Genomic DNA, 25863 nt, shown 5'->3' with positions numbered 1-25863 from the left:
GCAGCCAACGAACTCACCCCAGATACCCCATCCGATGACTGATCTCCGCAGCCCCCTTGACCAACAGCGGCGACATCTCGTGCAACCGCTCCGTGGTGAACCGGTAAGAAGGCCCCGACGCACTCACCGCCGCGACCACCGCTCCGGTGTGGTCGCGGATCGGCGCCGCCATCGCGTGCAGCCCGATCTCCAGCTCCTCCTGCGTCCACGCGTACCCCCGCTCCCGCGCCTCCGCGAGGTCCTTCTCCAGCTTCGTCTTCGCGGTGATGGTGTGCGGGGTGACCTTCTTCAGGCCGGCCCCGTTCAGCAGCGCGGCGCGCTCCTTCGCGGGCAGGTGGGCCAGCAGGATCTTGCCGCTGGAGGTGGCGTGCAGCGGGGTCAGCTGGCCGACCCAGTTGTACGCGCTGACGGCCCCGGGGCCGCGTGCCTCGAACAGGTTGACGGCGTAGTGCTCCTGCATCACGGCGATGTTGACGGTCTCGCCGATCTCCTCGGCGAGCTGCTCGCAGACCGGGCGGCCCTGCTGCGTGATGTCGATACTGCCGGTGACCGCGCCGGCGAGGCGGACGATGCCGAAGCCGAGACGGTACTTGCCGCGCTCGCCCGCCTGTTCCACCAGCCCGCGTGCCTCCAGCGCGCCGAGCAGCCGGAAAGCGGTGGATTTGTGAACATCTATCTCGGCCGCGACCTCGCTGACGCCTGCCTCGCCGCGCTGGGCCAGGATTTCCAGAACGCTGATCGCGCGGTCGACCGACTGCACTCCGCCGGCCTGTGTACTGGACGTTTCGGTGTCTGTGCTGTGGTTGCTCACAGCGAAACTATACGCGCAGTAAACAACACCCTTGCAAGTAACAACTCCGAAACCAAGACCTTGCATGTTGCGCGTCCCGCAACCTGGTGCGTATAGCGCTACTCGATTAGCATGCCTCGCGTATCTACGGCGCGAGCGAGACGAGAGATCATGGCTCCCCTGCAATACGACTTCGTCATCGTCGGCGGCGGATCGGCCGGCAGCGCACTTGCGAACAGGCTCTCCGCGGACCCTGCGAACCAGGTGCTCGTCCTGGAGGCCGGCCGGCCCGACTACCCGTGGGACGTCTTCATCCACATGCCCGCGGCCCTGACCTATCCCATCGGCAGCCGCTTCTACGACTGGAAGTACGAGTCCGAGCCAGAGCCCCACATGGGCGGCCGGCGTATCTACCACGCCCGCGGCAAGGTGCTCGGCGGGTCCAGCAGCATCAACGGCATGATCTTCCAGCGCGGAAACCCCCTGGACTACGAGCGCTGGGCTGCCGACGCCGGCATGGAGAGCTGGGACTACGCGCACTGTCTGCCGTACTTCCGGCGGATGGAGAACTGTCTCGCCGCCGACCCGGACGACGAGTTCCGCGGCCACGACGGTCCCCTCGTCCTCGAACGCGGCCCGGCCACCAACCCCCTCTTCGGCGCCTTCCTCAAGGCCACCGAGGAAGCGGGGTACGCGCCCACCGACGACGTCAACGGGTACCGGCAGGAGGGCTTCGCCAAGTTCGACCGCAACGTCAGCCGGGGGCGCCGACTCTCGGCCTCCAAGGCGTACCTCAAGCCCGTCCGCAAGCGGCCCAACCTCACGGTGAAGACCCGCGCGCTGGTCACCCGGGTCCTCTTCGAGGGCAAGCGGGCCGTCGGCGTCGAGTACCAGCGCGGCAAGGGGGCGCTCCAGCAGGTCCGCGCCAAGGAGGTCATCCTCTGCGGCGGCGCCATCAACTCCCCGCAGCTGCTCCAGCTTTCGGGCGTGGGCAACGCGGAGGAGCTGAGCGCCCTCGGTGTCGACGTAGTCCACGACCTCCCGGGCGTCGGCGAGAACATGCAGGACCACCTTGAGGTGTACATCCAGTACGCCTGCAAGCAGCCGGTGTCCATGCAGCCGTACCTGGCGAAGTGGCGCGCCCCCTTCATCGGGCTCCAGTGGCTGTTCCGCAAGGGACCGGCGTCTACGAACCACTTCGAGGCCGGCGGCTTCGCCCGCAGCAACGAGGATGTCGCCTACCCCAACCTGATGTTCCACTTCCTGCCCATCGCCGTCCGCTACGACGGCTCGTCCCCGGCAGGCGGCCACGGCTACCAGGTGCACGTGGGCCCCATGTACTCCGACGCCATCGGCTCGGTGAAGATCAAGAGCAAGGACCCGCGCGACCATCCGGCGCTGCGCTTCAACTACCTCTCCACCGAGCAGGACCGGCGGGAGTGGGTCGAGGCGGTCCACGTCGCGCGGGGGCTCCTCAACCAGCCCGCCCTCGCCCCCTACAACGACGGCGAGGTCTCGCCGGGCGAGAAGGTGGCGTCGGACGAGGAGATCCTCGACTGGGTCGCCAAGGAGGGCGAGACGGCTCTGCACCCGTCCTGCACCTGCAAGATGGGGCCCGAGACGGACGAGATGGCCGTCGTCGACCCGGAGAGTCTGCGGGTGCACGGGGTGGAGGGGCTGCGGGTCGTCGACGCGTCCGTCATGCCGTACGTCACCAACGGCAACATCTACGCGCCGGTGATGATGATCGCGGAGAAGGCCGCCGACCTCATCCTCGGCAAGGAGCCGCTGCCCGCCTCCAAGGCCGCGTACTACCGCCACGGCGACGCCGACGCCCCGCAGGCCGGGTAGCGGGTGGGCGCCACGGGACTGAGGGCGCTGCTGGAGCGCGTCCGCTACGAGGTGCTGCCCGCGAAGGCGACCGAGGAGAAGGTCCTGGCCCACCTGCCGCGCGATGCCGTCGTCACGGTGACGGCATCGCCGGTCAAGGGCCTGGAACCGACTCTCGACCTGGTCGGCCGACTGGCGTCGCACGGATACCGCGTCGTCCCGCACGTACCGGCCCGGCTGCTACGGGACGACGCCCACCTCAAGGACGTCGTCGACCGGCTGCGCGAGGTCGGGGTGGACGACGTCTTCGTACCGGCGGGCGACGCGGATCCGCCCGCCGGGTCCTACGAGGGTGCCTTGCCGGTGCTGCGCAGGCTCGGTGAGCTGGGCGGCCCGTTCACGCACGTCGGTGTCACCGGATACCCCGAGAGCCATCCGCTCATCCACGACGACATCACCGTCCAGGCCATGTGGGACAAGCGCGAGCACGCCACGTACATCGTCAGCAACCTGTGCTTCGACGCGCGTGTGCTGGGGGAGTGGGTCGGGCGGGTGCGACGCCGGGAGGTCGCCCTGCCGGTGTACGTGGGTGTCGCGGGCCCGGTGCAGCGGGCCAAGCTGCTCTCCATGGCGACGAAGATCGGGGTGGGCGAGTCGACGCGCTTCCTGACCCGGCACCCCCTGTGGTTCCTGCGGTTCGCGGCGCCCGGGGGGTACTCGCCGGAGCGGCTGCTCTCGCGGGCGGAGGGCGCGTTGACGGCACCCGGGGCGGGGGTGGCGGGGCTCCACCTGTTCACGTTCAACCAGGTGGAGGAGACAGAGCGGTGGCGGCGGGCGTTGCTGGAGCGGCTGGGTGGGTGAGGGGGCCTTGGGGGCGCCAACTCCTGCACGCGGTCCCGGTGACCCGACCCGACCCTGACTCTCACTGGGACAGTCAGGGGCCACCGACCGTGTCAACGAGTCTCCAGCCGTCATGGGGCCCTGTCCTGGGACCTCGGTGAGAGCCCAGGCAGTATGGGTCCATGATTACGCTCACGAAGGAAGACGGCCCGGCGGACCTGGACGGGGTGACCCATCTGTCCATCGGGGCCTCCTGGGACCCCACCTCCGGCGCGAGCGGCGGAGTGATGGGCAAACTCCGCCGCAAGACCGGCACCGACCTCGACCTGATCGCCATCGCCCTGCACGACGGCGACCCGGTGCGCCTGGCGGGTCTCGACTCGCTCGACCCCATCGGCAACGGCTCCCTGCGCCACAGCGGGGACAACCAGACGGGGCACGGGGACGGCGACGACGAGACCGTCACGGTCGAGTTCGCGAAGATCCCGCCCCACATCACCTCGATCGTGTTCGTCGCCGCCGCCTACAAGAAGGGCAGTTCCTTCCAGAAGGCGCGCAACATCAGTTTCAAGGTGTACGACGCGAGTGGCGGCAGCACCCAGCAGGTCGCCGACATCTGGCCCAGCATGCTCACCACGGACAACGGCTGCGCCGTCGCCAAGGCCGTGCGGTCCGGCTCCGCCTGGAAGCTTGAGGTGATCAACGTGACGGGGAAGATCAAGCAGGGCGACGAACTCGCCCTGATGCGCTTCGCCGCAAGCAAGTAGACGTACATCGCAGGGAGTGAGGGGTCGTCGGCCTGTCGTCGGCGACCTCCCTGCGGACGCTTCACTCCGGCTGATCACACCGTCAGAAGCGGCGTATCACGAGTACGAGGTGGACGGACCGGGTTGTGAGGCGTCTGGCGCTGTAAACGGACGCGTACCCCTCGTACGGTGGCGCCTAGCTGTGCGACCGGAACAACGGCGGCGCGTTCCTGCACCATGTCCCGCTCGTCGACAACGCGTGCCGTACATGGCCGCCGCCACCAACCACTTCGAGGCAGCTCAGGGGTGCCCGGGCGTGGGGAGCGTACTGGGGTCGCCCACGAACAGCGCGACCGGATCCGCACGGCCTACCTGGTCCACGTCGACGGTTCATGGGCCCGGCGCCCGCCGAGTGGACCGACCCGCCGGAAGTCCACCAGGGCGGACCACAACGGCTCCGGACCGCGCTGGAACGCATCCGCAACCGCCTCAACGCGGAAGGGTCGTTGCCACTGCTCGGCGCCCAGGTCCGCATCACTCCTGACGGGGTGTGCCATCTGTCCCGCGGAACGTGGAGCGCTGCTGTGGGTGCCCGATAGGGCCCGGGCGGACTGGAGGGTCGGAAGGCTGCTGAAAATCCCGGGTTCTGGCCCCGGCTCGGGCGAGCTGTGGTGGAAAGCGGGATGGGGCGATTGTTCGGGGCCTACGCTCGGACGATGTTCGCGCAGCGCACGTGGAGCCCGGCTGTTCGCAGGGTCTTCCCGCAGGTGGTAGACCTCGTCTACGCGGTGGTGTCGGTCTGGCTGTCGAGCACCGCGCTGCGTACCTGGTCCGACCCGCACGGCTACTGGCGGCACACGGATGTATGGGCCTACGTGCTGATCGCCCTGGTCTATATGCCGTTGGTCTTGCGTCGCCGGGCTCCCCTGACCGTGTTCATCGGCACGGTGGCTTGCGTGCTGTGTTACTTCACCCTGGCCTACTACCACGTGGTCGTTGTCAGCGGACTGTGCCTGGCGTTCTACACCGTCGCGGCGCGGTGCCCGCGCAGGGTCGCCGCGAAGTGTGCGGCCGTGTCGCTGGTCGTGCTGCTGTGGGGCGCGCGGCTGGCCCAGCCCGGGAGCGGCCTGTTCAGTGTGGCCTTCGTGACCGTGATGGTCGCCGTCACCTGGGTGACCGGCGACCGGTTCCGCAGGCTCGCGGAGCGCGGCGAACGGCTCGCGGTGCTCACCGAGCAACTGCGCCTGGAGCAGGAGGAGAAGGCGCAGCGGGCCGTCATCGCTGAGCGGATGAAGATCGCCCGTGAACTGCACGACGTGATCGCCCACCACGTGTCCGTGATCTCCGTCCAGACGGGCCTGGCCGACTACGTCTTCATCTCCGACCCGAGGACGGCCCGTGCGGCGCTGAAGATCATCGCGGGCAGTGCTCACGAGGCCATGGCGGAGATGCGCCGCATGCTGGTCGTCCTCAGGGAAGGGACCGAGCGTGCCCAGGAGGAAGAGGATGGCGACCACACCCCCGCCCCCGGACTCGGGCGGCTGGACCAGCTGGCCCGGCGCGTCGAAGCCGCAGGCGTCCCCGTCGCCGTCCGGATCACGGGCGCCCCGTTCGCGCTGCCGCCAGGTGCCGACCTGTGCGTCTACCGGGTCATCCAGGAAGCTCTCACCAATGTCATAAAGCACGCGCCGACGGCGAACGCGAGCGTCGCGGTGCACTACGACGAGGCCGCGGTCCGTGTCCGGGTGGCCGACGACGGACAGGCAACTCCCGTCGCCACCACCCCGGGACCCGCCGGCCATGGCCTGGTCGGGATGCGTGAGCGGGCCGTTATCTACGGCGGGACGGTGACCGCCGGCCCCGGCCCGCAGGGCGGCTTCGAAGTCGAACTGATGGTTCCGGTGTCCCGCGACAGGTGAACAAGCGTCTCGGCACCCGGCCGGGCAGCCGCGAGGAAGGCGACGCCACGCCTGCCCACAGTGCTCGTCGATCCGCGCGGAGAGCGGAGATCCGTGACCACGAGTCGTCCGAGCCGACCTCCGGCCAGGGAAACGCGCAGGTCAGTCTTCGCCGCTAGACGGCCAGGAGCTCCAGGAAGGCCATCCGGTCGCCCAGTGAATGCCGGGAGCCCGCCCGGAGCGGTTGGCGGTGTACCACCTGAGGTGTAGCTGTGGTGGAAAGCGGGGTGGGGCGATTGTTCGGGGCCTACGCTCGGACGATGTTCGCGCAGCGCACGTGGAGCCCGGCTGTTCGCAGGGTCTTCCCGCAGGTGGCAGACATCGTCTACGCGGTGGTGTCGCTCGGCATCATGGGCGCCATGCTGCACAACTGGCCCGACCGGCAGGGCAACTGGCGGCACACCGATGTGTGGGCCTACGTGCTGATCGCCCTGGTCTATCTGCCGCTGGCCGTGCGCCGCCGGGCTCCCCTGACCGTACTCGTCAGTACGGCGGCCTGCGCGCTGTGCTATCTCACCCTGAGCTACTACCACCCGGCCGTCTTCTGCGGAATGTGCCTGGCGTTCTACACCGTCGCGGCGCGGGGCCCGCGCAGGCTCGTGGCGAAGTGCGCTGCGGGGTCGCTGGTCGTGCTGCTGTGGGGCACGCGGCTCGCCGGGCCCGGGATCCGCCCGCAGAGTGTGGTCTTCGTGACCGTGACGGTCGCCGTCCTGTGGGTGACCGGCGACCGGTCCCGCAGGCTCGCGGAGCGCGGCGAGCGCCTCGCGGTGCTCAGTGAGCAACTGCGCCTGGAGCAGGAGGAGAAGGCGCAGCGGGCCGTCATCGCCGAGCGCATGAACATAGCCCGTGAACTGCACGACGTGGTCGCCCACCACGTGTCTGCGATCTCCGTCCAGACGGGCCTGGCCGACTACGTCTTCGTCTCCGACCCGAGGACGGCCCGTGCGGCGCTGGAGACCATCGCGGGCAGTGCTCACGAGGCCATGGCGGAGATGCGCCGCATGCTGGTCGTGCTTAAGGAGGGGACCGGGCGTGCACGGGAGGAGGGAGCGGGCGACCATGACGCGGCCCCTGGACTCGGGCGGCTGGACCAGCTGGCCCGGCGCGTCGAAGCCGCGGGTGTCTCCGTCGCCGTCCGGATCACGGGTGCGCCGTTCGCGCTGCCGCCGGGCGTCGATCTGTGTGTCTTCCGGGTCATCCAGGAAGCTCTCACCAATGTCATAAAGCACGCGCCGACGGCGAACGCGAGCGTCGCGGTGCACTACGACGAGGCCGCGGTCCGTGTCCGGGTGGCCGACGACGGACAGGCAACTCCCGTCGCCACCACCCCGGGACCCGCCGGCCATGGCCTGGTCGGGATGCGTGAGCGGGCCGTTATCTACGGCGGGACGGTGACCGCCGGCCCCGGCCCGCAGGGCGGCTTCGAAGTCGAACTGATGGTTCCGGTGTCCCGCGACAGGTGAACAAGCGTCTCGGCTCCCGGTGTATGGACACCACCTGAGGTGGGGGAACGGCCATGTCGGCAAAGGCGCCAGGGAGCGAAAAAGGGGCGCGACCGCCGCCCGGCCCTCGCGGCCCGGCGCGGCGAGTGGGAGATGACCGAAGCCGTCGCAGCGGGGCCCGGCGCCGCGAGGACCCGACCGGTGGGACAAGCGCGGGACCTGGGCCGCACTCACCCGGCCCGTATACGACAGCCTCAGCGGAAGACCACCGTCCGGCTTCCCTCCACCATCACCCTGCTCTCGCTGTGCCACTTCACCGCGTGGGCCAGGACCTGGGCCTCCACGTCCCGGCCCACTGTCACCAGCTCGCCGGGGTCGAGTGAGTGGTCCACTCGTACGACGTCCTGTTCGATGATCTGGCCCTCGTCCAGTTCGGATGTCACATAGTGCGCCGTCGCGCCGACCAGCTTCACTCCACGGTCGTACGCCTGCTCGTAGGGGCGTGCGCCCTTGAAGCTGGGGAGGAAGGAGTGGTGGATGTTGATCGCCCGGCCCTCCAGTTCCTTGCACAGGTCGTCGGAGAGGACCTGCATGTAGCGGGCCAGTACCACCAGGTCGATGTCCAGGTCGCGGACGAGTTCCAGCAGCCGTGCCTCCGCTTCCGGCTTGGTGTCCCGGGTCACCGGGATGTGGTGGAAGGGGATGCCGTAGCTCTCCGCCAGGCTCTCGAAGTCACGGTGGTTGGAGACGATCGCCGGGATCTCGATGTTCAGGCCACCGGTGTGGCGGCGGAACAGGAGGTCGTTCAGGCAGCCTCGACAGCCGCGGCCAACTGGAAGACGGTCGCCGGATGGGGCAGGCTGCCCAGCGAAGCGACGACCCTGCTGCTGGCGAACTCTCGCTGGGCGGCGGTCACGCTGGGGTCGATGGCGCACTCGGCCTGTACGTAGACGAAGTTCAGGTCCGTTGCGAACAGCATCGAGAATGACTGCGGGCCTTTGACGGCGGCACGTCCTCCGGCGTTCCGATAGGCAGCGTCGAACTTCGCGCGGATGAGACGGTCCATGTCGTCGGGCAACTGACCATCCGGGGCATCAGCAGGCCGCTGTCCCTCACCGCCCGTCTGGTCGGCGTCGACGCCGCCGACGCGCTCACCCTGGACGCCGAATTCCCCGTGGACCGCGCCCAGTTCGGCGTGGACTGGAACCTGCTCGGCATGATCCGCGGCCACGCCACGATCACCGCCACCCTCAGGTTCGTGCGAACGGCGGTCTGAACAGTCCCCGGGGTGAGGTGCGGTTGGTCAGACGCCGGACGGGCTGGTACCGCGAGGCGTGCCGTGCCAACGCCACTTGGTGAGGCGGGGGTGGCCGGGGAGTTCCGTGCGGCCGGTGGCCCAGAGGAGGGTGGGCCAGCGGTCCGTGTCGGTCGGGGCGTCGGGGAAGAGGCGGGCCAGTACGCGGTCGCACAGGTCGGCGGGCGGTGTCCAGGCGGCGCCCAGGCCCTCGGCGACGTCGTGGGTGTGGACCAGGGTCTCGACGATGCCCATCGCGGCGAAGCCCTCGGGGTCGGCCTGGCCGAAGATGTGGTGCGCCCGGACCGTGGGCGGCGTCGTACGGACGATCGCCGTCAGCAGGGCGCCGCTGGCATCCAGTACCTGCAGCAGACCGGCCGGGCCGGCCTCACGGTCCGCGAAGACGGCGTTCGCCGGGCCGCCCGGCCGCTTGCGGCTCCACGCGAAGGGGACGTGGGTGTCCAATGGCGGGTTCGCCGGGCCCAGTTGGACGGCGTAGGAGAACAGGTCGTCGGCGAGGTGCTCGACGGTCTCCCAACAGTCCCACTCGAGGGAACCGGCCTTGACACTCCAGTCCGGCGCGTTCGCCCCGCGCAGCGACATGAGCGCCAGGCGGACGGCGTGTTCGACGTCGTCGGCGGTGACCGGGGCGGTCGTTGGTCCCTGTGCTTCAGTCATTGCGGGACCGTATCAATGATCGTCTGAGGTCTCTGTGGTCTCTGCGGTGTCTCAGGCTGCAAGGAGGCAGTTGATCGGCTGCCGTAATCTCCTGCCGTGGCGAACTGGTGGCGGTCTCTCGGCAGGGCGTTCTGGGCTGTGGACGCGGTCTTGGGAGGGCAGCGACTTCCGACTCGGACGCAGAAATGGGTGGCTCGGCATCCGGTCGACCTCGGTTTCTGCGTGGCCGTTCCCTTGACGCTCTTCCTCTTGGCGCTGTCACGTGAGGAGGAGCCCGACGATCCTGTGTTCGCTGTGTTCGGCGGGCTGGCCATGGGACTTGTCTTCGCGCTCACCGCCGTTGTGGAGCGGCTCCGGCAGCGCCGGCTCAAGCGGTTGGGGATCTGGGACGGATCGTGAAGGTCGGCGAAAGGTTCCATCGGTGAACGGGGTTACCGCTGCGCGTCGGCTTGTGCGCGGGCGCGTTCGATGTCGGGGACGTGGCTCTCGGCCCATTCCCGGACGGCACGCAGGGGCGCCAGCAGTGACCGGCCGAGGTCGGTGAGGGCGTACTCGACATGCGGGGGATTCGCGGGAATCTCCGTGCGGGAGATCAGACCGTCGTACTCCATCGCTCGAAGCGTCTCGGTGAGCGCCTTCGGTGTGATCCCCCGGATGTGCGCCTTGAGCTCGGTGAATCGCATAGGCCCGTTGTCCAGCGCGTTGACGATGAACACCGTCCAGCGCGCCCCGATCCGGTGCAGAACTGTGCGACTGGGGCAGGTCGCGGCCATGACGTTGTAGGCGTTACCCATGCACGACTCCCGGTAGCGTTGTAGATACCGGTATAGAATCTATACCTTCTCGGTCGTGTCCATTCCTGATTTCGCGGTCCGTCCCTCGACAGCCAGGCACGGCCGTTTCGTCGCGGCGATCGTCATCGACTCGATCGGCACCGGTGTCTTCATCCCCGTGACGATGCTGTACTTCCTGGCCACGACGTCGCTGTCGCTGGTGCAGGTGGGCGCGGCACTGACGACGGCCGGGCTGCTGGCGCTCCCGGCGGGTCCACTGGTCGGAGGACTCGTCGACCGGTACGGCGCCAAGCCGGTACTGCAGGCGGCGAACCTGGCCCAGGCGCTCGGCTTCGCCGGGTATCTCGTCGTGGGCCAGGCATGGCAGATCGCCGTCTGCGCCTGGTTGAACAGTGCAGGGCGGGCGGTGTTCTTCAGCTGCTACGGCGTGACTGTCACGGAGTTGGCCGCGCCCGGCCAACGCGAGCGCTGGTTCGGTCTGCTGGGATCGGTACGCAACCTCGGCTACGCGCTCGGCGGGCTCCTCTCCGCCGTCGCCGTCAGCTTCGGCACTCACGGCGTCTACGCCGGGATCGTGGTCGTCAACGCCCTGTCCTATGTCACCGCCTACTTTCTGATGCGGGCCGTGCCGAACGTCCGTCCCGAGGCGGGCCAGGACACCGCCGGCGGCTGGGGGCGCGTACTCCGGGACCGGCGGTATCTGTCACTGGTCGCGCATCAACTGTGCTTCGCGATCTCCTTGTTCGCCCTCAACGTCGCGATACCGGTCTACGCCGTCGACGTGCTGGGACTGCCCGGCTGGACTGCCGGCGCGGTCTTCGTGCTCAACACCCTGATGGTCGGCTTCGGACAAGGCATCGTCGTCGGGTGGCTCGGCGGGCGGATCCGCAGCCGCGTCCTCGTCGCCGGACACGTCTGCTTCGCGGTCGGCTACTTCCTCTTCCTCGCCGCCGACCGCCTGACCGCGCTCACCCTCGCGGTCGGCGTCGTGCTGCTCGGTGCGGGCACCTACACCGTCGGTGAGATCCTCTGCGCCCCCATCACGTCGACTCTCGCCGCGGAGAGCGCCCCGGACGCTCTCCGGGGCCGGTACCTGGCCCTCAACCAGCTCGCAGTGACTGTCGCGGGAGCGGTCGCTCCGGCCGCGCTCTCCGGGTTGCTGTCCACCGGGGCCGCCGCGATCTGGCTCACCCTGGTCGGCATCAGCATCCTCGGAGTCACGCTCGCCATCACCGTCGGCAGAGCGGTGCCGGCGGCGCGGAGCCGCATCGGTGGTGTCCAGCGCGGTGACCGCGTCGGTTCGCCGCGGTGGCGGTCAGGGCGGCCATGAGCCGCACGCCCTCGGCCGACCTCAGGTATGGGGGTCGATCTCGGCTGTGGTCAGGTCCGCGAGTCGTTGTGCGGTGTTGAAATGGGGGGTGAGACGGGTCTTGGTCAGGGCGAAGGAAGTGCCGGTGGCCGTGTCGGCATAGACGTAGCTGCCGCCGCCACCGACCCAGCCGAACGTGGTGGGTGCTTCGTCCGGCGGAGTGCCGATGCGGCCGAGTGGATAGCCCAGGGCCAGCCGCGCATGGTTGCCGAAGACCTGGTCGGTGCCCTCGAAGGCCACCGCCGTCAACTCCTCGAGCTGGTGTGAGTCGATGAGCCGGCCGTCGAGGACCGCGGCGTTCATGGCGGCGATTCCTCGCGCGGTGAAGGTGGCGACCGACGGGATGTCCGCCTGCCGGATCTCGTGGCTGTTGCCCATGGCCGCGGTCGGTTGCCGTTCCCAGGGCGCGAGAACGGCATCGTCGTCAGGTGGGCCGACCGGGGGCGGTTCGGCGTCTTCGAGTCGCGCCAGCCGGGCCAGGTCGGTTCGGGGCACAGCGAAGTACAGGTCACCGTCGATGCCCAGGGGCAGGGTGACCCATTCGCGTAGGAGCTGCCGCATCGGTTTGCCCGTGGCCCGGCGTGCGATCTCCCCGACGAGGAAGCCGAAGGTGAACGAGTGGTACCCCGTCCTGGTCCCGGGTCGCCACCGCGGCTCGGCGTCGGCGATCGCGCCGCAGACCCGCGCCCAGTCGGTCAGGTCGGCGGGGCCGATGCCACGAGGCATCGCCGGCACGCCGACCGAGTGTGTCAGCACATGTCGAAGAGTCGCGGTCTCCTTGCCGTGGGTACCGAACTCCGGCCACAGGTCGACCACCGGTGTGTCGTAGCCGACGGCACCGGTCCTGACGAGCAGGTGGGCGATCAGCGACGTCATGACTTTGCCGGCTGAGAAGCTGAAGAACGGCGTGTCCGGGGTCGCCCTGCGCCCGGTCCGGCCGTCGGCGACTCCGGCGACGGCGTCGGCGACAAGAGCACCGCGGTGGTAGACGGCAACCTGCAGGCCGGTCTCGGCTCCGGTGTCGACGAGTTCGTCGAGGACGCCTTGGACCTTGTGCTGCAGTGCGGGCATCGTTGTCACCGGCTCGGCCACGTGTAGCGGGTCTGGCTGGACGTAGGCAGCTTGCCGAAGGCGAATCCGCCGGTCGGCGCGACTCGGTACAGCCTGACGTCGCCGGCGATGACAGCCTCGCCGAGCCGGTACCAGGCACCCTCGGGGCTGGTCAGATGCGGGCCGTACTTCCGCTCGAAGTCGGCGGCAGCCTCCTCACGCTCGGAGCGCTCGTCCACCAGGGACGCGACGCCCTCGATGACGACGTCCACACCGGTCAGAGCATTCGTGCCGGTCGTCAGCACACAGCGGGGATTGTGCTCGAGATTCCGCGCCTTGCGCTCCTGGCCGCCAGTGGTGAAGCACATGCCACCCAGGCTCCAGGCCGCCAACAACGGCGTCACGTGCGGTTGCCCGTCAGGCCGCACCGTTGAAAGCCAGAACACCTCGGCCTCGCCGAGGACCGCCAACGCCGACGCCCATGGCGTCGCCTGCGCGCCCGGAGACGAGTACGGTCCCAGCACGGCATCCGGTTCGTCGGCCAACATGTCGCATCCCTAGGTCAATGAGGCATGCTCGGCCAACTGGTACTGGTGAAGCAGTGACGGCGAGCCGAGCCATCATGCCCTCCGGTAGATACGTGCCGTCGGGATGATGACCCGAACGCGCCGAGAAACTCATCGGTCTGCGCGCGTATTCCGGAGCGCCTTCGGCACCCGCCGCGGCTGCGTCCCGGCGGATGCGCCCGCCGCAACGGCCGGTCGGCCCGTATACGACAGCCTCAGCGGAAGACCACCGTCCGGCTTCCCTCCACCATCACCCTGCTCTCGCTGTGCCACTTCACCGCGTGGGCCAGGACCTGGGCCTCCACGTCCCGGCCCACTGTCACCAGCTCGCCGGGGTCGAGTGAGTGGTCCACTCGTACGACGTCCTGTTCGATGATCTGGCCCTCGTCCAGTTCGGATGTCACATAGTGCGCCGTCGCGCCGACCAGCTTGACCCCGCGGTCGTACGCCTGCTCGTAGGGGCGTGCGCCCTTGAAGCTGGGGAGGAAGGAGTGGTGGATGTTGATGGCCCGGCCCTCCAGTTCCTTGCACAGGTCGTCGGAGAGGACCTGCATGTAGCGGGCCAGTACCACCAGGTCGATGTCCAGGTCGCGGACGAGTTCCAGCAGCCGTGCCTCCGCTTCCGGCTTGGTGTCCCGGGTCACCGGGATGTGGTGGAAGGGGATGCCGTAGCTCTCCGCCAGGCTCTCGAAGTCACGGTGGTTGGAGACGATCGCCGGGATCTCGATGTTCAGGCCACCGGTGTGGCGGCGGAACAGGAGGTCGTTCAGGCAGTGGCCGAACTTCGACACCATGATCAGGGTCCGGGTCGGGGTCGACGCGTCCCGCAGGGTCCACGAGATGCCGTAGGCCTCGGCGACGGGGCCGAATCGGTAACGCAGGATTTCCAGGTCCGCGTTCGGATCGGAAACATCGAAGTGGACCCTCATGAAGAAACGGCCCTGGAGACGATCATCGAACTGCTGGCTCTCCAGGATGTTTCCCGAGTTCCGGACGAGAAAGCCGCTCACGGCGTGGACCAGCCCCGAGCTGTCGGGGCACGAGAGGGTGAGGACGTACTCACTGCCGGTTACGGGGCGAGGAAACTTGGGGGACACGTCGGCCTCCGTTGGTGCGTATTGCACAACATGGTGAGCGATACGCAACATGGTCGGCGCGGTGGCCCCTCCGGTCAAGGGTGGAGTCCCGCGACGGGGTGCGGCGCGGGCCGCTGGTGAGTCGCTGACGGATCACTGTTGGATCACTGTCGAAATCGTCATCCGCCAACCACTTGACGTATGTCTGCACATTCGCGAGGGTGTTCCACCACAAGCAATTGGGTGCACGATGCGCAACGAATTTCTGTTGAAAGGCTTGGCGCGTGGCAGACCTGTATGTGGACGGTGAATGGCGGGAGCCGGTGGCCGGTGGCCGCCGCGAAATCCGATGTCCCGCTGACGGCAGGCTCGCCGCGACCGTTTCGGAGGGGACACGTCCCGACGCCGAGGCCGCGATAGCCGCCGCCCGCCGTGCCTTCGACACAGGACCCTGGCCGCGTACCCCCGAGCGGGAGCGCGGCCAACTGCTGCTGCGCACCGCCGACATCATGGAGCGCGACGCCAAGGAGTTCGCCCGCGCCGAGTCGCTGGACACCGGCAAGCGGCTGGTGGAGAGCGAGTACGACATCGCCGACGTCGTCTCCTGTTTCCGCCACTACGGCGGGATCGGGGGCACGGACGCCGGGCGCGTGATCGACACCGGGCGGGATGACGCCGTCAGCCGGGTCGTGTACGAGCCCGTTGGTGTCTGTGGGCTGATCACCCCCTGGAACTATCCACTCCTGCAAGCCAGTTGGAAGGTCGCTCCGGCCCTGCTCGCCGGTAACACCTTCGTCCTCAAGCCCAGTGAGCTCACCCCCTCCACCTCCATCCTGCTGATGAAGGCGTTGGCGGAGGCCGGGCTCCCCGCCGGCGTCGCCAACCTCGTCCTCGGGGCCGGGCCCGAGGTCGGGGCGCCGCTCTCCGAGGATCCCGCCGTCGACATGGTCTCCTTCACCGGGGGCCTGGAGACCGGCAAGCGTGTCATGGCCACCGCCGCCGCGGGCGTGAAGAAGGTGGCCCTGGAACTCGGCGGCAAGAACCCCAACGTCGTCTTCGCCGACGCCGACTTCGAGGCGGCCGTCGACTTCGCCCTCACCGCCGTCTTCCTGCACTCCGGGCAGGTCTGCTCCGCCGGTGCGCGGCTCATCGTCGAGGACTCCCTGCACGACCGGTTCGTGGACGAGGTCGTCCGGCGGGCGCGGCAGATCCGGCTCGGCGGGCCCTTCGACGCCGAGGCCGAGACCGGCGCGCTGATCTCGGCCCAGCACCTGGCGAAGGTCGAGGCGTATGTCGCCGCCGGCCTCGCCGAGGGTGCCGTACTGCGCTGCGGCGGTGAGCGGCCGGACGATCCCGCGCTCGCCGGCGGCCACTACTACCCGCCCACCGTGCTCGACGAGTGCACGCAGGCCATGCGCGTGGTGCACGAGGAGTCCTTCGGGCCCGTGCTCACCGTCGAGCGCTTCAGGAACGGGGACGAGGACGACGCCGTACGCATCGCCAACGACACCGAGTACGGACTGGCGGGCGCCGTCTGGACGCAGGACGCCGGGAAGGCCCAGCGGGTCGCCCGGGCGCTGCGCCACGGCACCGTATGGATCAACGACTACCACCCCTATGTGCCGCAGGCGGAATGGGGTGGTTTCGGACACTCGGGCGTGGGTCGGGAGCTGGGACCGAGCGGCCTGGACGAGTACCGAGAGCCCAAGCACATCTGGCAGAACATCCAACCCCGGCCGCAGCACTGGTTCCGCGGCTGAACGCCGAAAAGAGGTCGATCGTGACCCCAGTACAGACCGAGGTGCCGCAGCGGCGCGGCACGCCCCAGGATTCGGACGGCACGCCGGTCATCTCCGTGCGCGGCCTGTGGAAGGTGTTCGGGCCGAAGGCCGAGCGGGTGCCGGAGTCGGAGGAGCTGTGCGGGCTCACCCGGCGCGAGCTCATGGACCGTACGGGATGCACCGCCGCCGTACGGGACATCGACTTCGACGTGGCGCCCGGCGAGGTGTTCGTGGTCATGGGTCTGTCGGGTTCCGGCAAGTCGACCCTGGTGCGATGTCTCACCCGGCTGATCGAACCCACCGCCGGTGAGATCGTCTTCGAGGGCGAGAACATCCGCGACGCCGACGAAAAACGGCTGCGTGAGCTGCGCCGCCAGAAGTTCTCCATGGTCTTCCAGCACTTCGGGCTGCTGCCGCACCGGCGGGTCGTCGACAACGTCGCCTTCGGGCTCGAGATACGCGGGATGGGCCGGGCCGAGCGCATGAAGCGGGCGCTGGAGGTCGTGGAGCTGGTCGGGCTCTCCGGGTACGAGAACTCCTACCCGGACCAGCTCTCCGGCGGTATGCAGCAACGCGTGGGCCTGGCACGGGCGTTGGCCGGTGATCCGGAGGTTCTCCTCTTCGACGAGCCGTTCTCGGCGCTCGACCCGCTGATCCGGCGCGACATGCAGAACGAGGTCATCCGGCTGCACCACGAGGTCGGCAAGACGATGGTGTTCATCACCCACGACCTCTCCGAGGCCCTCAAACTCGGCGACCGCATCCTCATCATGCGCGACGGCAAGATGGTCCAGTGCGGGACGGGCGACGAGCTGGTGGGCGCTCCCGCCGACGACTACGTACGCGAGTTCGTGAAGGACGTGCCGCGCGCCGACGTCCTCACCCTGCGCTGGATCATGCGCCCGCCGGTGGACGGCGACGCTCTCGACGGCCCCGAGCTGGGTCCGGACGTCGTCGTACGGGAGGCCACCCGGGCTGTCCTCGCCGCCGAGAAGCCGGTCAAGGTCGTCGAGAACGGCAAGCTGCTCGGCATCGTCGGCGACGAGGAGATCCTCGCGGTGGTCGCCGGACAGGAACCGGAAGGCGGCGACGTGCGATGACCGTCGCCATGGAGAAACCTCCGACGCCGGAGGCGCCCGAGCCCGCGGACGCGGTGCCCGAGGCCGCCGCGCCCGTCGCGGCCGTACGCCGGGTCAGCAGGCGCATGGCGGTCGGGGCGATCCTGCTCGTCTGGCTGGTGCTGTTCGCCGTACTGCGCGGCACGAACACCCTCACCCTCGCGGCGGCGGACCTCACCGACCTGCACCGGTGGCTGAACGACGTCTACGACTCGATCGGCGCCAACCGCAACTCCAACCCGCTCTTCCTCTACTTCTTCAACGAGATCCGCCTGGTCATCGACAACCTGACGACCTTCGTCCAGCACCTGATCTCCCAGCCGTCCGACTCGCGGCCGCTGCCGCAGATCGGGTGGCTCGGGGTCGTCGGGATCGCCGGGTTCGTGTCCTGGGCCGTGGGCAACTGGCGGGTGGCGCTGCTGACCGTCGCCGGGTTCGTCTTCTTCGGGCTGCAGGGGCTGTGGCAGGAGAGCATGGACACGCTCGCCCTGACGCTGTCGGCGGTGTTCGTGGCGCTGCTGTTCGCGATCCCGCTGGGCGTGTGGGCGGGGCTGTCCGACCGGGGCAACAAGGTCATGACGCCGTTCCTGGACTTCATGCAGACGATGCCCACCATGGTCTACCTCGCCCCGCTCACCCTGTTCTTCCTGATCGGCGGCGCCTCCGCCGTCATCGCCACCGTCATCTACGCGGCCCCGCCAACGATCCGGATCACCGCGCACGCCATCCGGTCCGTACCGGAGACCACCGTCGAGGCGGCCGACTCGCTGGGCGCGACCCGGTGGCAGTCGCTGCTGAAGGTCCTGCTGCCGATGTCGAAGCGGACCGTGGTCATGGGGGTCAACCAGACCATCATGGCCGCCCTGGCCATGGTGACCATCGCCGCCCTGATCGATGCGCCCGGCCTCGGCAAGACCGTCATGCAGGCCCTCGAGTCGCTCGACGTGGGTACGGCCTTCAACGCGGGTCTCGCGATCGTCGTCCTGGCCATCGTCCTCGACCGGGTCACGACCGCGGCGAGCGGACGTGCGGAGGCGGCCCGGCGCTCGGGCGGCCGACTCCTCGCCTGGCGGCGGCAGTTGGTGGTGGCGGGAGCGGTTGTCGCCGCCGTCCTCGTCTATCTGTCGCACACCTACGTGTGGGCGGCGAAGTTCCCCGGCGAGGGCAGTGTCGGCAGTTCCGTCGCGAGCGGCGCCGACACCGCGAGCACCTGGGTGCAGGACAACCTGTCGGGCCTCACCAACGCCTTCCGCGACGCCCTCACCAACGGCCTGCTGAACCCCTTCCAGACCCTGCTCACCGACTCGCCCTGGTGGCTCGTCGGCGCGGTCCTGGTCGGGATCGGGTCGGTACTGGGCGGATGGCGGTCCGGGGTCACCACGGCCGTGTGCGTGGGGCTGCTGGTCGCCACCGGTGTCTGGTCGGACAGCATGACGACGCTGGCGTCCACGCTCGTCGCCACGGTCATGACGATGCTGCTGGCCGTCCTCGTCGGTGTGTGGATGGGACGCAGCACGCTCGCCGACCGGCTGATCCGGCCCACCCTGGACGCGGCGCAGGTCATGCCGCCGTTCGTCTACCTCGTACCGTTCCTCGCGCTGTTCGGCGCGACCCGCTTCACGGCGATCGTCGCGGCCATCGTCTACGCGGCCCCCGTCGCCATGAAGATCATCGCGGACGGGATACGGAACGTGCCCGAGACGACCGTGGAGGCGGCCACCTCCGCCGGGTGCAACACCTGGCAGATCATCACCAAAGTCCAGCTGCCGATGGCACGCGGAGCCCTGACCCTGGCCACCAACCAGGGTCTGATCTACGTGCTGTCGATGGTTGTTGTGGGCGGCCTGGTAGGCGCGGGCGCCCTCGGCTACGACGTCGTGGCCGGCTTCTCGCAGGGGCAGCTGTGGGGGAAGGGGCTGGCGGCGGGGCTGGCCATCGTCCTTCTCGGAGTCATGTTCGACCGGATCACTCAGGCAGCGGCGCGGCGTGCAGGCGCGTAAGGAGCTAACCACCATGGCAAGGCAAGCAACACAGTGGAGAGTCGGCGCGGCCGGCATGGCCGTCCTCGCTCTCACCCTTACCGCCTGCGGCGGCGCGAAGGTCGGCGACGACTCCGCGGGCTCGGGCTCCGACACCTCTTCCGGGTCCTCCGCGAAGTGCGGGACCTTCAACCTCGCGGTCAACCCGTGGGTCGGCTACGAGGCGAACGCGGCGGTCGTCGCGTACGTCGCGGAGCAGGACCTCGGCTGCAAGGTCACCAAGAAGGACCTGAAGGAAGAGATCGCCTGGCAGGGCTTCGGGACGGGCGAGGTGGACGCCGTCATCGAGAACTGGGGCCACGACGACCTGAAGAAGAAGTACATCACCGGCCAGAAGACCGCTGTCGAGGTCGGCGCGACCGGCAACGAAGGCCTGATCGGCTGGTACGTGCCGCCGTGGCTCGCCAAGGCCCACCCGGACATCCTCGACTGGAACAACCTCGACAAGTACGCGGCGAAGTTCAAGACCTCCGAGTCGGGCGGCAAGGGCCAGCTCCTCGACGGCGACCCGTCGTTCGTCACCAACGACGAAGCGCTGGTCAAGAACCTGAAGCTGGACTTCAAGGTGGTGTACGCGGGCAGCGAGACCGCCCTCATCCAGGCCTTCCGCAAGGCGGAGAGGGACAAGGAATGGGTGATCGGCTACTTCTACGAGCCCCAGTGGTTCATGTCCGAGGTGCCCCTCGTCAAGGTCAAGCTGCCCGACTACAAGGCGGGTTGTGACGCCGACGCGGAGAAGATCGCCTGCGACTACCCCGTGTACAAGCTCGACAAGATCGTCAGCGCGAAGTTCGCCAAGTCGGGCAGCCCGGCGTACAACCTGGTCAAGAACTTCACCTGGACGAACGACGACCAGAACACCGTGGCCAAGTACATAGCCGAGGACAAGATGACCCCGGAGGCGGCGGCGAAGAAGTGGGTCGACGCGAACAAGGCGAAGGTCGACGCCTGGATCAATTGACTTGCTCCGCGGGTTGAAGCCCGCGGATTGTGGCTTTCTCGTCCGGATCCTGTGCTGCTACGCGGCACGGGGTCTGGTCGGGATTCCATGGCTTCCTGTTTCTTCGCGCTGTGCCAGGACGAGTCCTGGTCCTACCGGCGCTCGACAGGCTGCTACCGCCAGTCCGGCGGCCGTTTTGACGTTGATCGCGGCGTTGTGGTCCCGGTCGTGAACCGCGCCGCAGGCGGTGCAGGTCCACTCCCTCACGTGCAGGGGTTTGGGGCCGTCCTTGACGCCGCAGGTGGAGCAGGTCTGGGAGGTCGGTTCGAACCGGCCGATCTTGATGAGAGTGCGCCCGTACCGGGTGGCCTTGTACTCCAGCATGTGCACGAACTGTGCCCAGCCGGCGTCGTGCACGCTCTTGGCCAGTCGGGTGCGCGTGAGTCCTTTGACCGCCAGGGTCTCCACGCCGATCGCTTGGTTGTCGCGGATCAGCTGTGTGGAGAGCTGGTGGTGGAACTCGCGGCGCGCGTCGGCCACCTTCGCGTGCGCGCGGGCGACCTTCAAGGGGGCCTTCTCACGGTTCTTCGACCCCTTCTGCTTGCGGGACAGGTCTCGCTGGGCCTTCTTCAGTTTCTTCTCCGCCCGGCGCAGGAACCGCGGGGAGTCGATCTTCGTGCCGTCGGAGAGGACGGCGAAGTGTGTCAGCCCCAGGTCGATGCCGACCGTCTGGGCGGTATCGGGCATCCGGTGGGCGTCGGCGGCGGGGTCGGTGTCGATCACGAACGAGGCGAAGTACCGTCCGGCTGCGTCCTTGATCATGGTGACGGAGGTCGGGGTGGCGGGCAGGGTGCGGGACCACTTCACCTTCACCGCGCCGATCTTCGGGAGGTTCAGCCTCCCGGAAGCGGTGATCGACCAGTGGGCGTTGGCCGTGAAGCGGATCGACTGACGGCTGTCCTTGCGGGACTTGAAGCGGGGCGTACCCACCCGCGTGCCCTTCCGCTCGCCCTTGAGGGACGCGAAGAAGTTCCGGTACGCGGATTCGACGTCACGCAGGGACTGCTGGAGCACGACCGCGGAGACCTCACCCAGCCAGGACCGTTCCACCGTCCGTTTCGCCTCGGTGATCAGACGCTTGGACAGCTCCCCGGCCTTCGGGAACGGCAAGCCCGCCGCGCGGGCGTCCTCCCGGGCGCGCACGGCATCGTTGTACACGACGCGGGCGCACCCGAACGCCTGGGCCAGCGCGAGGCGTTGGCGCGGTTCCGGGTACACCCTGAAGGCGTACCGAAGCTGCATGCGGTGATCGTACGAACGAGCACTCCCCATCACCAGAGGGAACATATGTACGGCCGGTACCCCTTGAGTCGGGGGAACGGAACAGGCCGAACGGGACAGGCGTCACCTGGTCAGGCCCGAGTCCTGTCGAGTACGGCTGCCCGGTGGGCGGCGCGCGAACGTGCGCGCCGCCTGCCGGGCATTGCTGTGTTTCGCCCCCGCCATCCTCGGGGGCGCTGCCCCCCGAACCCCCTTTGTCGCGCTGAACGCGCTCGTCCTCAAACGCCGGACAGGCTGAATACCCAGCCCGTCCGGCGTTTGAGGACAAGGCCCGTTCAGGGCCGTAGCGGGGGTCTGGGGGCGCAGCCCCCAGAGATGGGAACGGGTAGGGGCGGCGGGGGCGAGAACCTCTTGACACCCACCTGCACGACAGGCACATTGAGTTGCGCAACCTGAGTCATGTTGCGTAGACAGCAACCGGAGGTGCGGCGATGGCGGGACCCCGAGTGGTCATCATCGGAGCGGGCGTCGTAGGCGCGGCACTCGCTGACGAGATCTCCGCACGAGGCTGGACCGAAGTGACCGTGGTCGACCAGGGGCCGTTGCCCGCCACCGGGGGATCGTCGTCGCACGCGCCCGGCCTGGTCTTCCAGACGAACTCGTCCAAGACGATGACCGAGCTGGCCCGCTACACCGTCGAGAAGTTCTGCTCCCTGGACGTCGACGGCCAGCCCTGCTTCCTCCAGGTCGGCGGCCTCGAAGTGGCCACGACCCCCGAGCGCCTCACCGAACTGCACCGCCGCCACGGCTGGATCACCTCCTGGGGCGTCGAGTCCCGCCTGCTGACCCCCGAGGAGTGCGCGGAGCAGCACCCGCTGCTCAACCCCGACCGGGTCCTGGGCGGCCTCCTGGTCCCCACGGACGGCCTCGCGAAGGCCGTCCTCGCCGTGGAAGCCCAGATCCGCCGGGCCACCGAACGAGGCGTGACCTTCCTGCCCCGCCACGAGGTACTGGACGTCCAGCAGACCGACGGCCGCGTCACCGGCGTCGTCACGGACCAGGGCGAGATCCCGGCCGACATCGTCGTGTGCTGCGCCGGCATCTGGGGCCCGAAGATCGCCCGCATGGCCGGTCTCAACCTCCCCCTCACGCCCCTGGCCCACCAACTGGCCTGGACCGGCCCGGTCCCCGCCCTCGCCGGCCAGACCCAGGAGGCGGTCCGCCCGATCCTGCGTCACCAGGACGCCGACCTCTACTACCGCGACCGCTACGACGCCATCGGCATCGGCTACTACGGCCACCGCCCGATGCCGATCTCGGCCGACGACATCCTCTCGTTCGGCGAGGCGGACGCGGCCGGCGGAATGCCCTCGGTCCTGAAGTTCACCGAGGACGACTTCGCGGAAGCCTGGACGGAGACGCAGTCCCTGCTCCCCTCCACCAAGGACGCGAAGGTCGAGGAGGGCATCAACGGCCTGTTCTCCTTCACCACCGACAACTTCCCGCTGCTGGGCGAGTCCCCGGACGTCAAGGGCTTCTGGGTCGCCGAGGCGGTATGGGTGACCCACTCGGCGGGCGTGGGCCGGGCGATGGCCGAGCTGCTGGTCGACGGTTTCTGCTCGTCCTTCGACCTGCACGAGTGCGACCTCAACCGCTTCGAGCCGCACCAGCTCGCCCCCGAGTACGTCCTGGCCCGCGACTGCCAGAACTTCGTCGAGGTCTACGACATCCTGCATCCCCTCCAGCCGTCGGGGGACCCGCGCCCGATCCGCACCAGCCCCTTCCATACCCGGCAGAAGGAACTGGGCGCCTTCTTCCTGGAGGCGAACGGCTGGGAGCGCCCGCAGTGGTACGAGGCCAACGCGCCCCTGGTGGAAGGCCGTTCGGTCCCGACCCCCAACGACTGGGCGGCGCAGTACTGGTCGCCGATCGTCGGCGCCGAGGCCCAGGCGACCCGCGAGACGGTCGCGATGTACGACATGACGGCCCTGAAGCGCCTGGAGGTGGCCGGCCCCGGCGCCGGCGCGTTCCTCGAAGGCCTAACCACCAGCAAGGTCGCCAAGTCGGTCGGCTCGGTGACGTACACCCTGCTGCTCGACCACGACGGCGGCATCCGCAGCGACGTCACGGTGGCCCGCCTCGGCCGCGACCTCTTCCAGGTCGGCGCCAACGGCAACCTCGACCTCGACTGGTTCACCCGCCACCTCCCGGCCGACGGCACGGTCCAGGTCCGCGACATCACCCCCGGCACCTGCTGCATCGGCCTGTGGGGACCGCTGGCCCGCAAGGTCCTCCAGCCCCTGACGGACGAGGACTTCTCGAACGACGGCCTGAAGTACTTCCGCGCCAAGCGCGCCTACATCGGCAGCGTCCCGGTGACGGCGATGCGCCTGTCGTACGTCGGCGAACTCGGCTGGGAGCTCTACACCACCGCCGACCAGGGCCAGAAGCTGTGGGACACCCTGTGGCGGGCGGCGCAGCCGCTGGGCGGCATCGTGGCGGGCCGAGGCGCCTTCAACAGCCTCCGCCTGGAGAAGGGTTACCGCTCCTTCGGCACCGACATGACGTACGAGCACGACCCGTACGAGGCCGGCGTCGGCTTCGCGGTGAAGCTCGACAAGGGCGACTTCGTCGGCAAGGCGGCACTGGAACGCCGTAAGGACGATGTACGCCGGAAGCTCACCTGCCTGACCATCGAGGACCCGAGGTCGGTGGTGATGGGCAAGGAGCCGGTCTACGAGGGTGACCGTGCCGTCGGCTACGTCACCAGCGCCGCCTACGGCTACACGATCGGCAAGGGCATCGCCTACGCCTGGCTCCCGGCCGAACTGGCCACGCCTGGACGGGAGTTGCACATCGGCTACTTCGACCAGCGGGTGGCGGCAGTGGTCGCTGAGGAGCCCCTGTTCGACCCGACGATGTCCCGCCTCCGTGGGTAGGGCTGTTCCGACCTCCGGTCGACTCACCGCAGAAGACGTGGATGACGTAGAAGACGCAGAAGGCGGAGACGCGCGATGAGCCCCCGTAACCCCCGTACCCCCGGCGCCGAGTTGCCGGAGCATCCCGACTGGCTGTGGCGTACGCCCGAGCCGAAGCGGTCGTACGACGTGATCGTCGTGGGCGGCGGCGGACACGGGCTCGCCACCGCGCACTATCTGGCGAAGAACCACGGCATCACCAACGTCGCCGTGCTGGAGAAGGGGTGGCTGGCGGGCGGCAACATGGCCCGCAACACCACGATCATCCGTTCCAACTACCTGTGGGACGAGAGCGCCGGCATCTACGAGCACGCGCTGAAGCTGTGGGAGGGCCTGGAGGGGGAGCTGGACTACCCCATCCTCTTCTCCCAGCGCGGCGTGCTGAACCTCGCCCACAGTCTCCAGGACGTCCGCGACAGTGTGCGCCGGGTGGAGGCGAACCGCCTGAACGGCGTCGACGCGGAGTGGCTCGACGCGGACCGGGTCAAGGAGGTCTGCCCGATCGTCAACACCTCACCGGACGTGCGCTATCCGGTGCTGGGCGGCACCTACCAGCCGCGCGCGGGCATCGCCAAGCACGACCACGTGGCGTGGGGCCTGGCCCGCTCGGCGGACGCGGCGGGCATCGACATCATCCAGAACTGCGAGGTGACCGGCCTGGACGTGGTCGGCGGCCGGGTGGTCGGGGTCCAGACGACCCTGGGTCCGATCGCGGCGGGCAAGGTGGCCCTGTGCTCGGCGGGCCACACATCGGTCCTGGCGGCGATGGCGGGCATCGAACTCCCGCTCCAGAGCCACCCGTTGCAGGCGCTGGTCTCCGAACTCCTCGAACCCGTGCACCCGACCGTGGTGATGTCCAACGCGGTCCACGTGTACGTCAGCCAGGCGCACAAGGGCGAGTTGGTGATGGGCGCGGGCATCGACTCGTACAACTCGTACACGCAGCGCGGGGCGTTCCACATCATCGAGGAACAGATGTCGGCGGCCCTGGAACTCTTCCCGGTCTTCGCGCGGGCCCATGTGCTGCGTACGTGGGGAGGCATCGTGGACGTGAGCCCCGACGCCTCGCCCATCGTGGGCCTCTCCCCGGTGGACAACCTCTACCTCAACTGCGGCTGGGGGACCGGGGGCTTCAAAGCCACCCCGGGCGTCGGCTGGGTCTACGCCCACACCATCGCCCACGACAGCCCCCACCCCCTCAACGCCCCCTTCTCGCTCGACCGTTTCACCACCGGCGCGCTCGTCGACGAGCACGGCGCGGCCGCGGTGGCCCACTAGGGATCCCCAAGGGAG

Annotated in this window: 20 protein-coding genes and 2 pseudogenes; 14 read left to right on the top strand and 8 right to left on the bottom strand. The window is 68.9% G+C overall.

The window, feature by feature from the left end; genetic code table 11:
* Positions 1–13 precede the first annotated feature (13 nt).
* On the bottom strand, positions 14–760 hold the full coding sequence (locus tag OG241_RS20045) for an IclR family transcriptional regulator (protein WP_405826318.1): 747 nt from the start codon (positions 758–760) through the stop codon (positions 14–16).
* A 201-nt stretch (positions 761–961) separates the two neighbouring features.
* Between OG241_RS20045 and betA the strand changes: the two genes are divergently transcribed.
* From betA to OG241_RS20020, 5 genes are all read left to right on the top strand, one after another.
* Complete coding sequence (gene betA, locus OG241_RS20040; protein WP_405816908.1) at positions 962–2641, top strand: choline dehydrogenase; 1680 nt, start codon at positions 962–964, stop codon at positions 2639–2641.
* Positions 2642–2644: 3 nt separating this feature from the next.
* Entirely contained in the window at positions 2645–3481 is an 837-nt protein-coding gene (locus tag OG241_RS20035; protein ID WP_405816907.1) for a 5,10-methylenetetrahydrofolate reductase, read from the top strand.
* Between the two features lie 161 nt (positions 3482–3642).
* Complete coding sequence (locus OG241_RS20030) at positions 3643–4227, top strand: TerD family protein (protein ID WP_405816906.1); 585 nt, start codon at positions 3643–3645, stop codon at positions 4225–4227.
* A 695-nt stretch (positions 4228–4922) separates the two neighbouring features.
* Positions 4923–6125: a sensor histidine kinase gene (locus tag OG241_RS20025; protein WP_405816905.1), complete on the top strand. Its 1203-nt coding sequence runs from the start codon at positions 4923–4925 to the stop codon at positions 6123–6125.
* Between the two features lie 299 nt (positions 6126–6424).
* Complete coding sequence (locus OG241_RS20020) at positions 6425–7627, top strand: sensor histidine kinase (RefSeq protein ID WP_405816904.1); 1203 nt, start codon at positions 6425–6427, stop codon at positions 7625–7627.
* 233 nt (positions 7628–7860) lie between these two features.
* On the opposite strand, the pseudogene OG241_RS20015 reads toward OG241_RS20020, so the two are convergent.
* Positions 7861–8418: pseudogene (locus tag OG241_RS20015) on the bottom strand (formyltetrahydrofolate deformylase); the annotation flags it as partial.
* Between the two features lie 215 nt (positions 8419–8633).
* Between OG241_RS20015 and OG241_RS20010 the strand changes: the two are divergent.
* Positions 8634–8882: pseudogene (locus tag OG241_RS20010) on the top strand (YceI family protein); the annotation flags it as partial.
* 27 nt (positions 8883–8909) lie between these two features.
* On the opposite strand, the gene OG241_RS20005 reads toward OG241_RS20010, so the two are convergent.
* Positions 8910–9578: a hypothetical protein gene (locus OG241_RS20005; RefSeq protein ID WP_405816903.1), complete on the bottom strand. Its 669-nt coding sequence runs from the start codon at positions 9576–9578 to the stop codon at positions 8910–8912.
* 249 nt (positions 9579–9827) lie between these two features.
* Between OG241_RS20005 and OG241_RS20000 the strand changes: the two genes are divergently transcribed.
* Positions 9828–9977, top strand: a complete 150-nt coding sequence (locus tag OG241_RS20000) for a hypothetical protein (protein ID WP_405816902.1) — start codon at positions 9828–9830, stop codon at positions 9975–9977.
* Between the two features lie 32 nt (positions 9978–10009).
* On the opposite strand, the gene OG241_RS19995 is transcribed toward OG241_RS20000, so the two are convergent.
* Positions 10010–10372 carry a winged helix-turn-helix transcriptional regulator gene (locus OG241_RS19995; protein ID WP_405816901.1) on the bottom strand — a complete coding sequence of 121 codons (363 nt, stop codon included), beginning with the start codon at positions 10370–10372 and terminating at the stop codon, positions 10010–10012.
* Between the two features lie 55 nt (positions 10373–10427).
* Here OG241_RS19995 and OG241_RS19990 point away from each other — a divergent pair, with 55 nt between their 5' ends.
* Positions 10428–11702, top strand: coding sequence for an MFS transporter (locus OG241_RS19990; RefSeq protein ID WP_405816900.1), 1275 nt, complete (start codon positions 10428–10430; stop codon positions 11700–11702).
* 21 nt (positions 11703–11723) lie between these two features.
* Here the strand turns inward: OG241_RS19990 and OG241_RS19985 are convergent, their stop codons facing one another.
* From OG241_RS19985 to purU, 3 genes are all read right to left on the bottom strand, one after another.
* A complete protein-coding gene (locus tag OG241_RS19985) occupies positions 11724–12812 on the bottom strand; it encodes a serine hydrolase domain-containing protein (protein ID WP_405816899.1) in 1089 nt (362 codons plus the stop codon).
* Between the two features lie 5 nt (positions 12813–12817).
* The gene (locus tag OG241_RS19980; protein ID WP_405816898.1) at positions 12818–13339 is read right to left on the bottom strand and encodes a pyridoxamine 5'-phosphate oxidase family protein; all 522 of its coding nucleotides are present in this window, start codon (positions 13337–13339) and stop codon (positions 12818–12820) included.
* Between the two features lie 233 nt (positions 13340–13572).
* Positions 13573–14454 (bottom strand): formyltetrahydrofolate deformylase, encoded by an 882-nt coding sequence (gene purU / locus OG241_RS19975; RefSeq protein WP_405816897.1) that lies wholly within the window; start codon positions 14452–14454, stop codon positions 13573–13575.
* A 263-nt stretch (positions 14455–14717) separates the two neighbouring features.
* Between purU and OG241_RS19970 the strand changes: the two genes are divergently transcribed.
* From OG241_RS19970 to OG241_RS19955, 4 genes are read left to right on the top strand one after another with little or no spacing between them, the layout of a single operon-like run.
* Positions 14718–16193, top strand: a complete 1476-nt coding sequence (locus OG241_RS19970; RefSeq protein ID WP_405816896.1) for an aldehyde dehydrogenase family protein — start codon at positions 14718–14720, stop codon at positions 16191–16193.
* 20 nt (positions 16194–16213) lie between these two features.
* Entirely contained in the window at positions 16214–17314 is a 1101-nt protein-coding gene (locus OG241_RS19965; RefSeq protein WP_405816895.1) for a glycine betaine/L-proline ABC transporter ATP-binding protein, read from the top strand.
* The gene (locus tag OG241_RS19960; protein WP_405816894.1) at positions 17311–19332 is read left to right on the top strand and encodes an ABC transporter permease; all 2022 of its coding nucleotides are present in this window, start codon (positions 17311–17313) and stop codon (positions 19330–19332) included. Before OG241_RS19965 ends, OG241_RS19960 begins: the two co-directional genes overlap by 4 nt.
* 13 nt (positions 19333–19345) lie before the next feature.
* Positions 19346–20332 carry an ABC transporter substrate-binding protein gene (locus OG241_RS19955; protein ID WP_405816893.1) on the top strand — a complete coding sequence of 329 codons (987 nt, stop codon included), beginning with the start codon at positions 19346–19348 and terminating at the stop codon, positions 20330–20332.
* 57 nt (positions 20333–20389) lie between these two features.
* Here OG241_RS19955 and OG241_RS19950 read toward each other — a convergent pair whose 3' ends face one another.
* Positions 20390–21613: an RNA-guided endonuclease InsQ/TnpB family protein gene (locus tag OG241_RS19950; protein WP_405816892.1), complete on the bottom strand. Its 1224-nt coding sequence runs from the start codon at positions 21611–21613 to the stop codon at positions 20390–20392.
* A gap of 470 nt (positions 21614–22083) precedes the next feature.
* Here OG241_RS19950 and OG241_RS19945 point away from each other — a divergent pair, with 470 nt between their 5' ends.
* Both OG241_RS19945 and OG241_RS19940 read left to right on the top strand, forming a co-directional pair.
* Positions 22084–24531, top strand: a complete 2448-nt coding sequence (locus OG241_RS19945; protein WP_405816891.1) for an FAD-dependent oxidoreductase — start codon at positions 22084–22086, stop codon at positions 24529–24531.
* A 75-nt stretch (positions 24532–24606) separates the two neighbouring features.
* Positions 24607–25848, top strand: a complete 1242-nt coding sequence (locus tag OG241_RS19940) for a sarcosine oxidase subunit beta family protein (RefSeq protein WP_405816890.1) — start codon at positions 24607–24609, stop codon at positions 25846–25848.
* The last annotated feature ends 15 nt before the right edge of the window (positions 25849–25863 follow it).

Origin of the sequence: Streptomyces sp. NBC_01390, from assembly GCF_045040105.1 — a bacterium.
Lineage (GTDB): Bacteria > Actinomycetota > Actinomycetes > Streptomycetales > Streptomycetaceae > Streptomyces.
The sequence above is the reverse complement of the archived record's forward strand: the minus strand, read 5'-3'. Positions and strand labels throughout refer to the sequence as shown.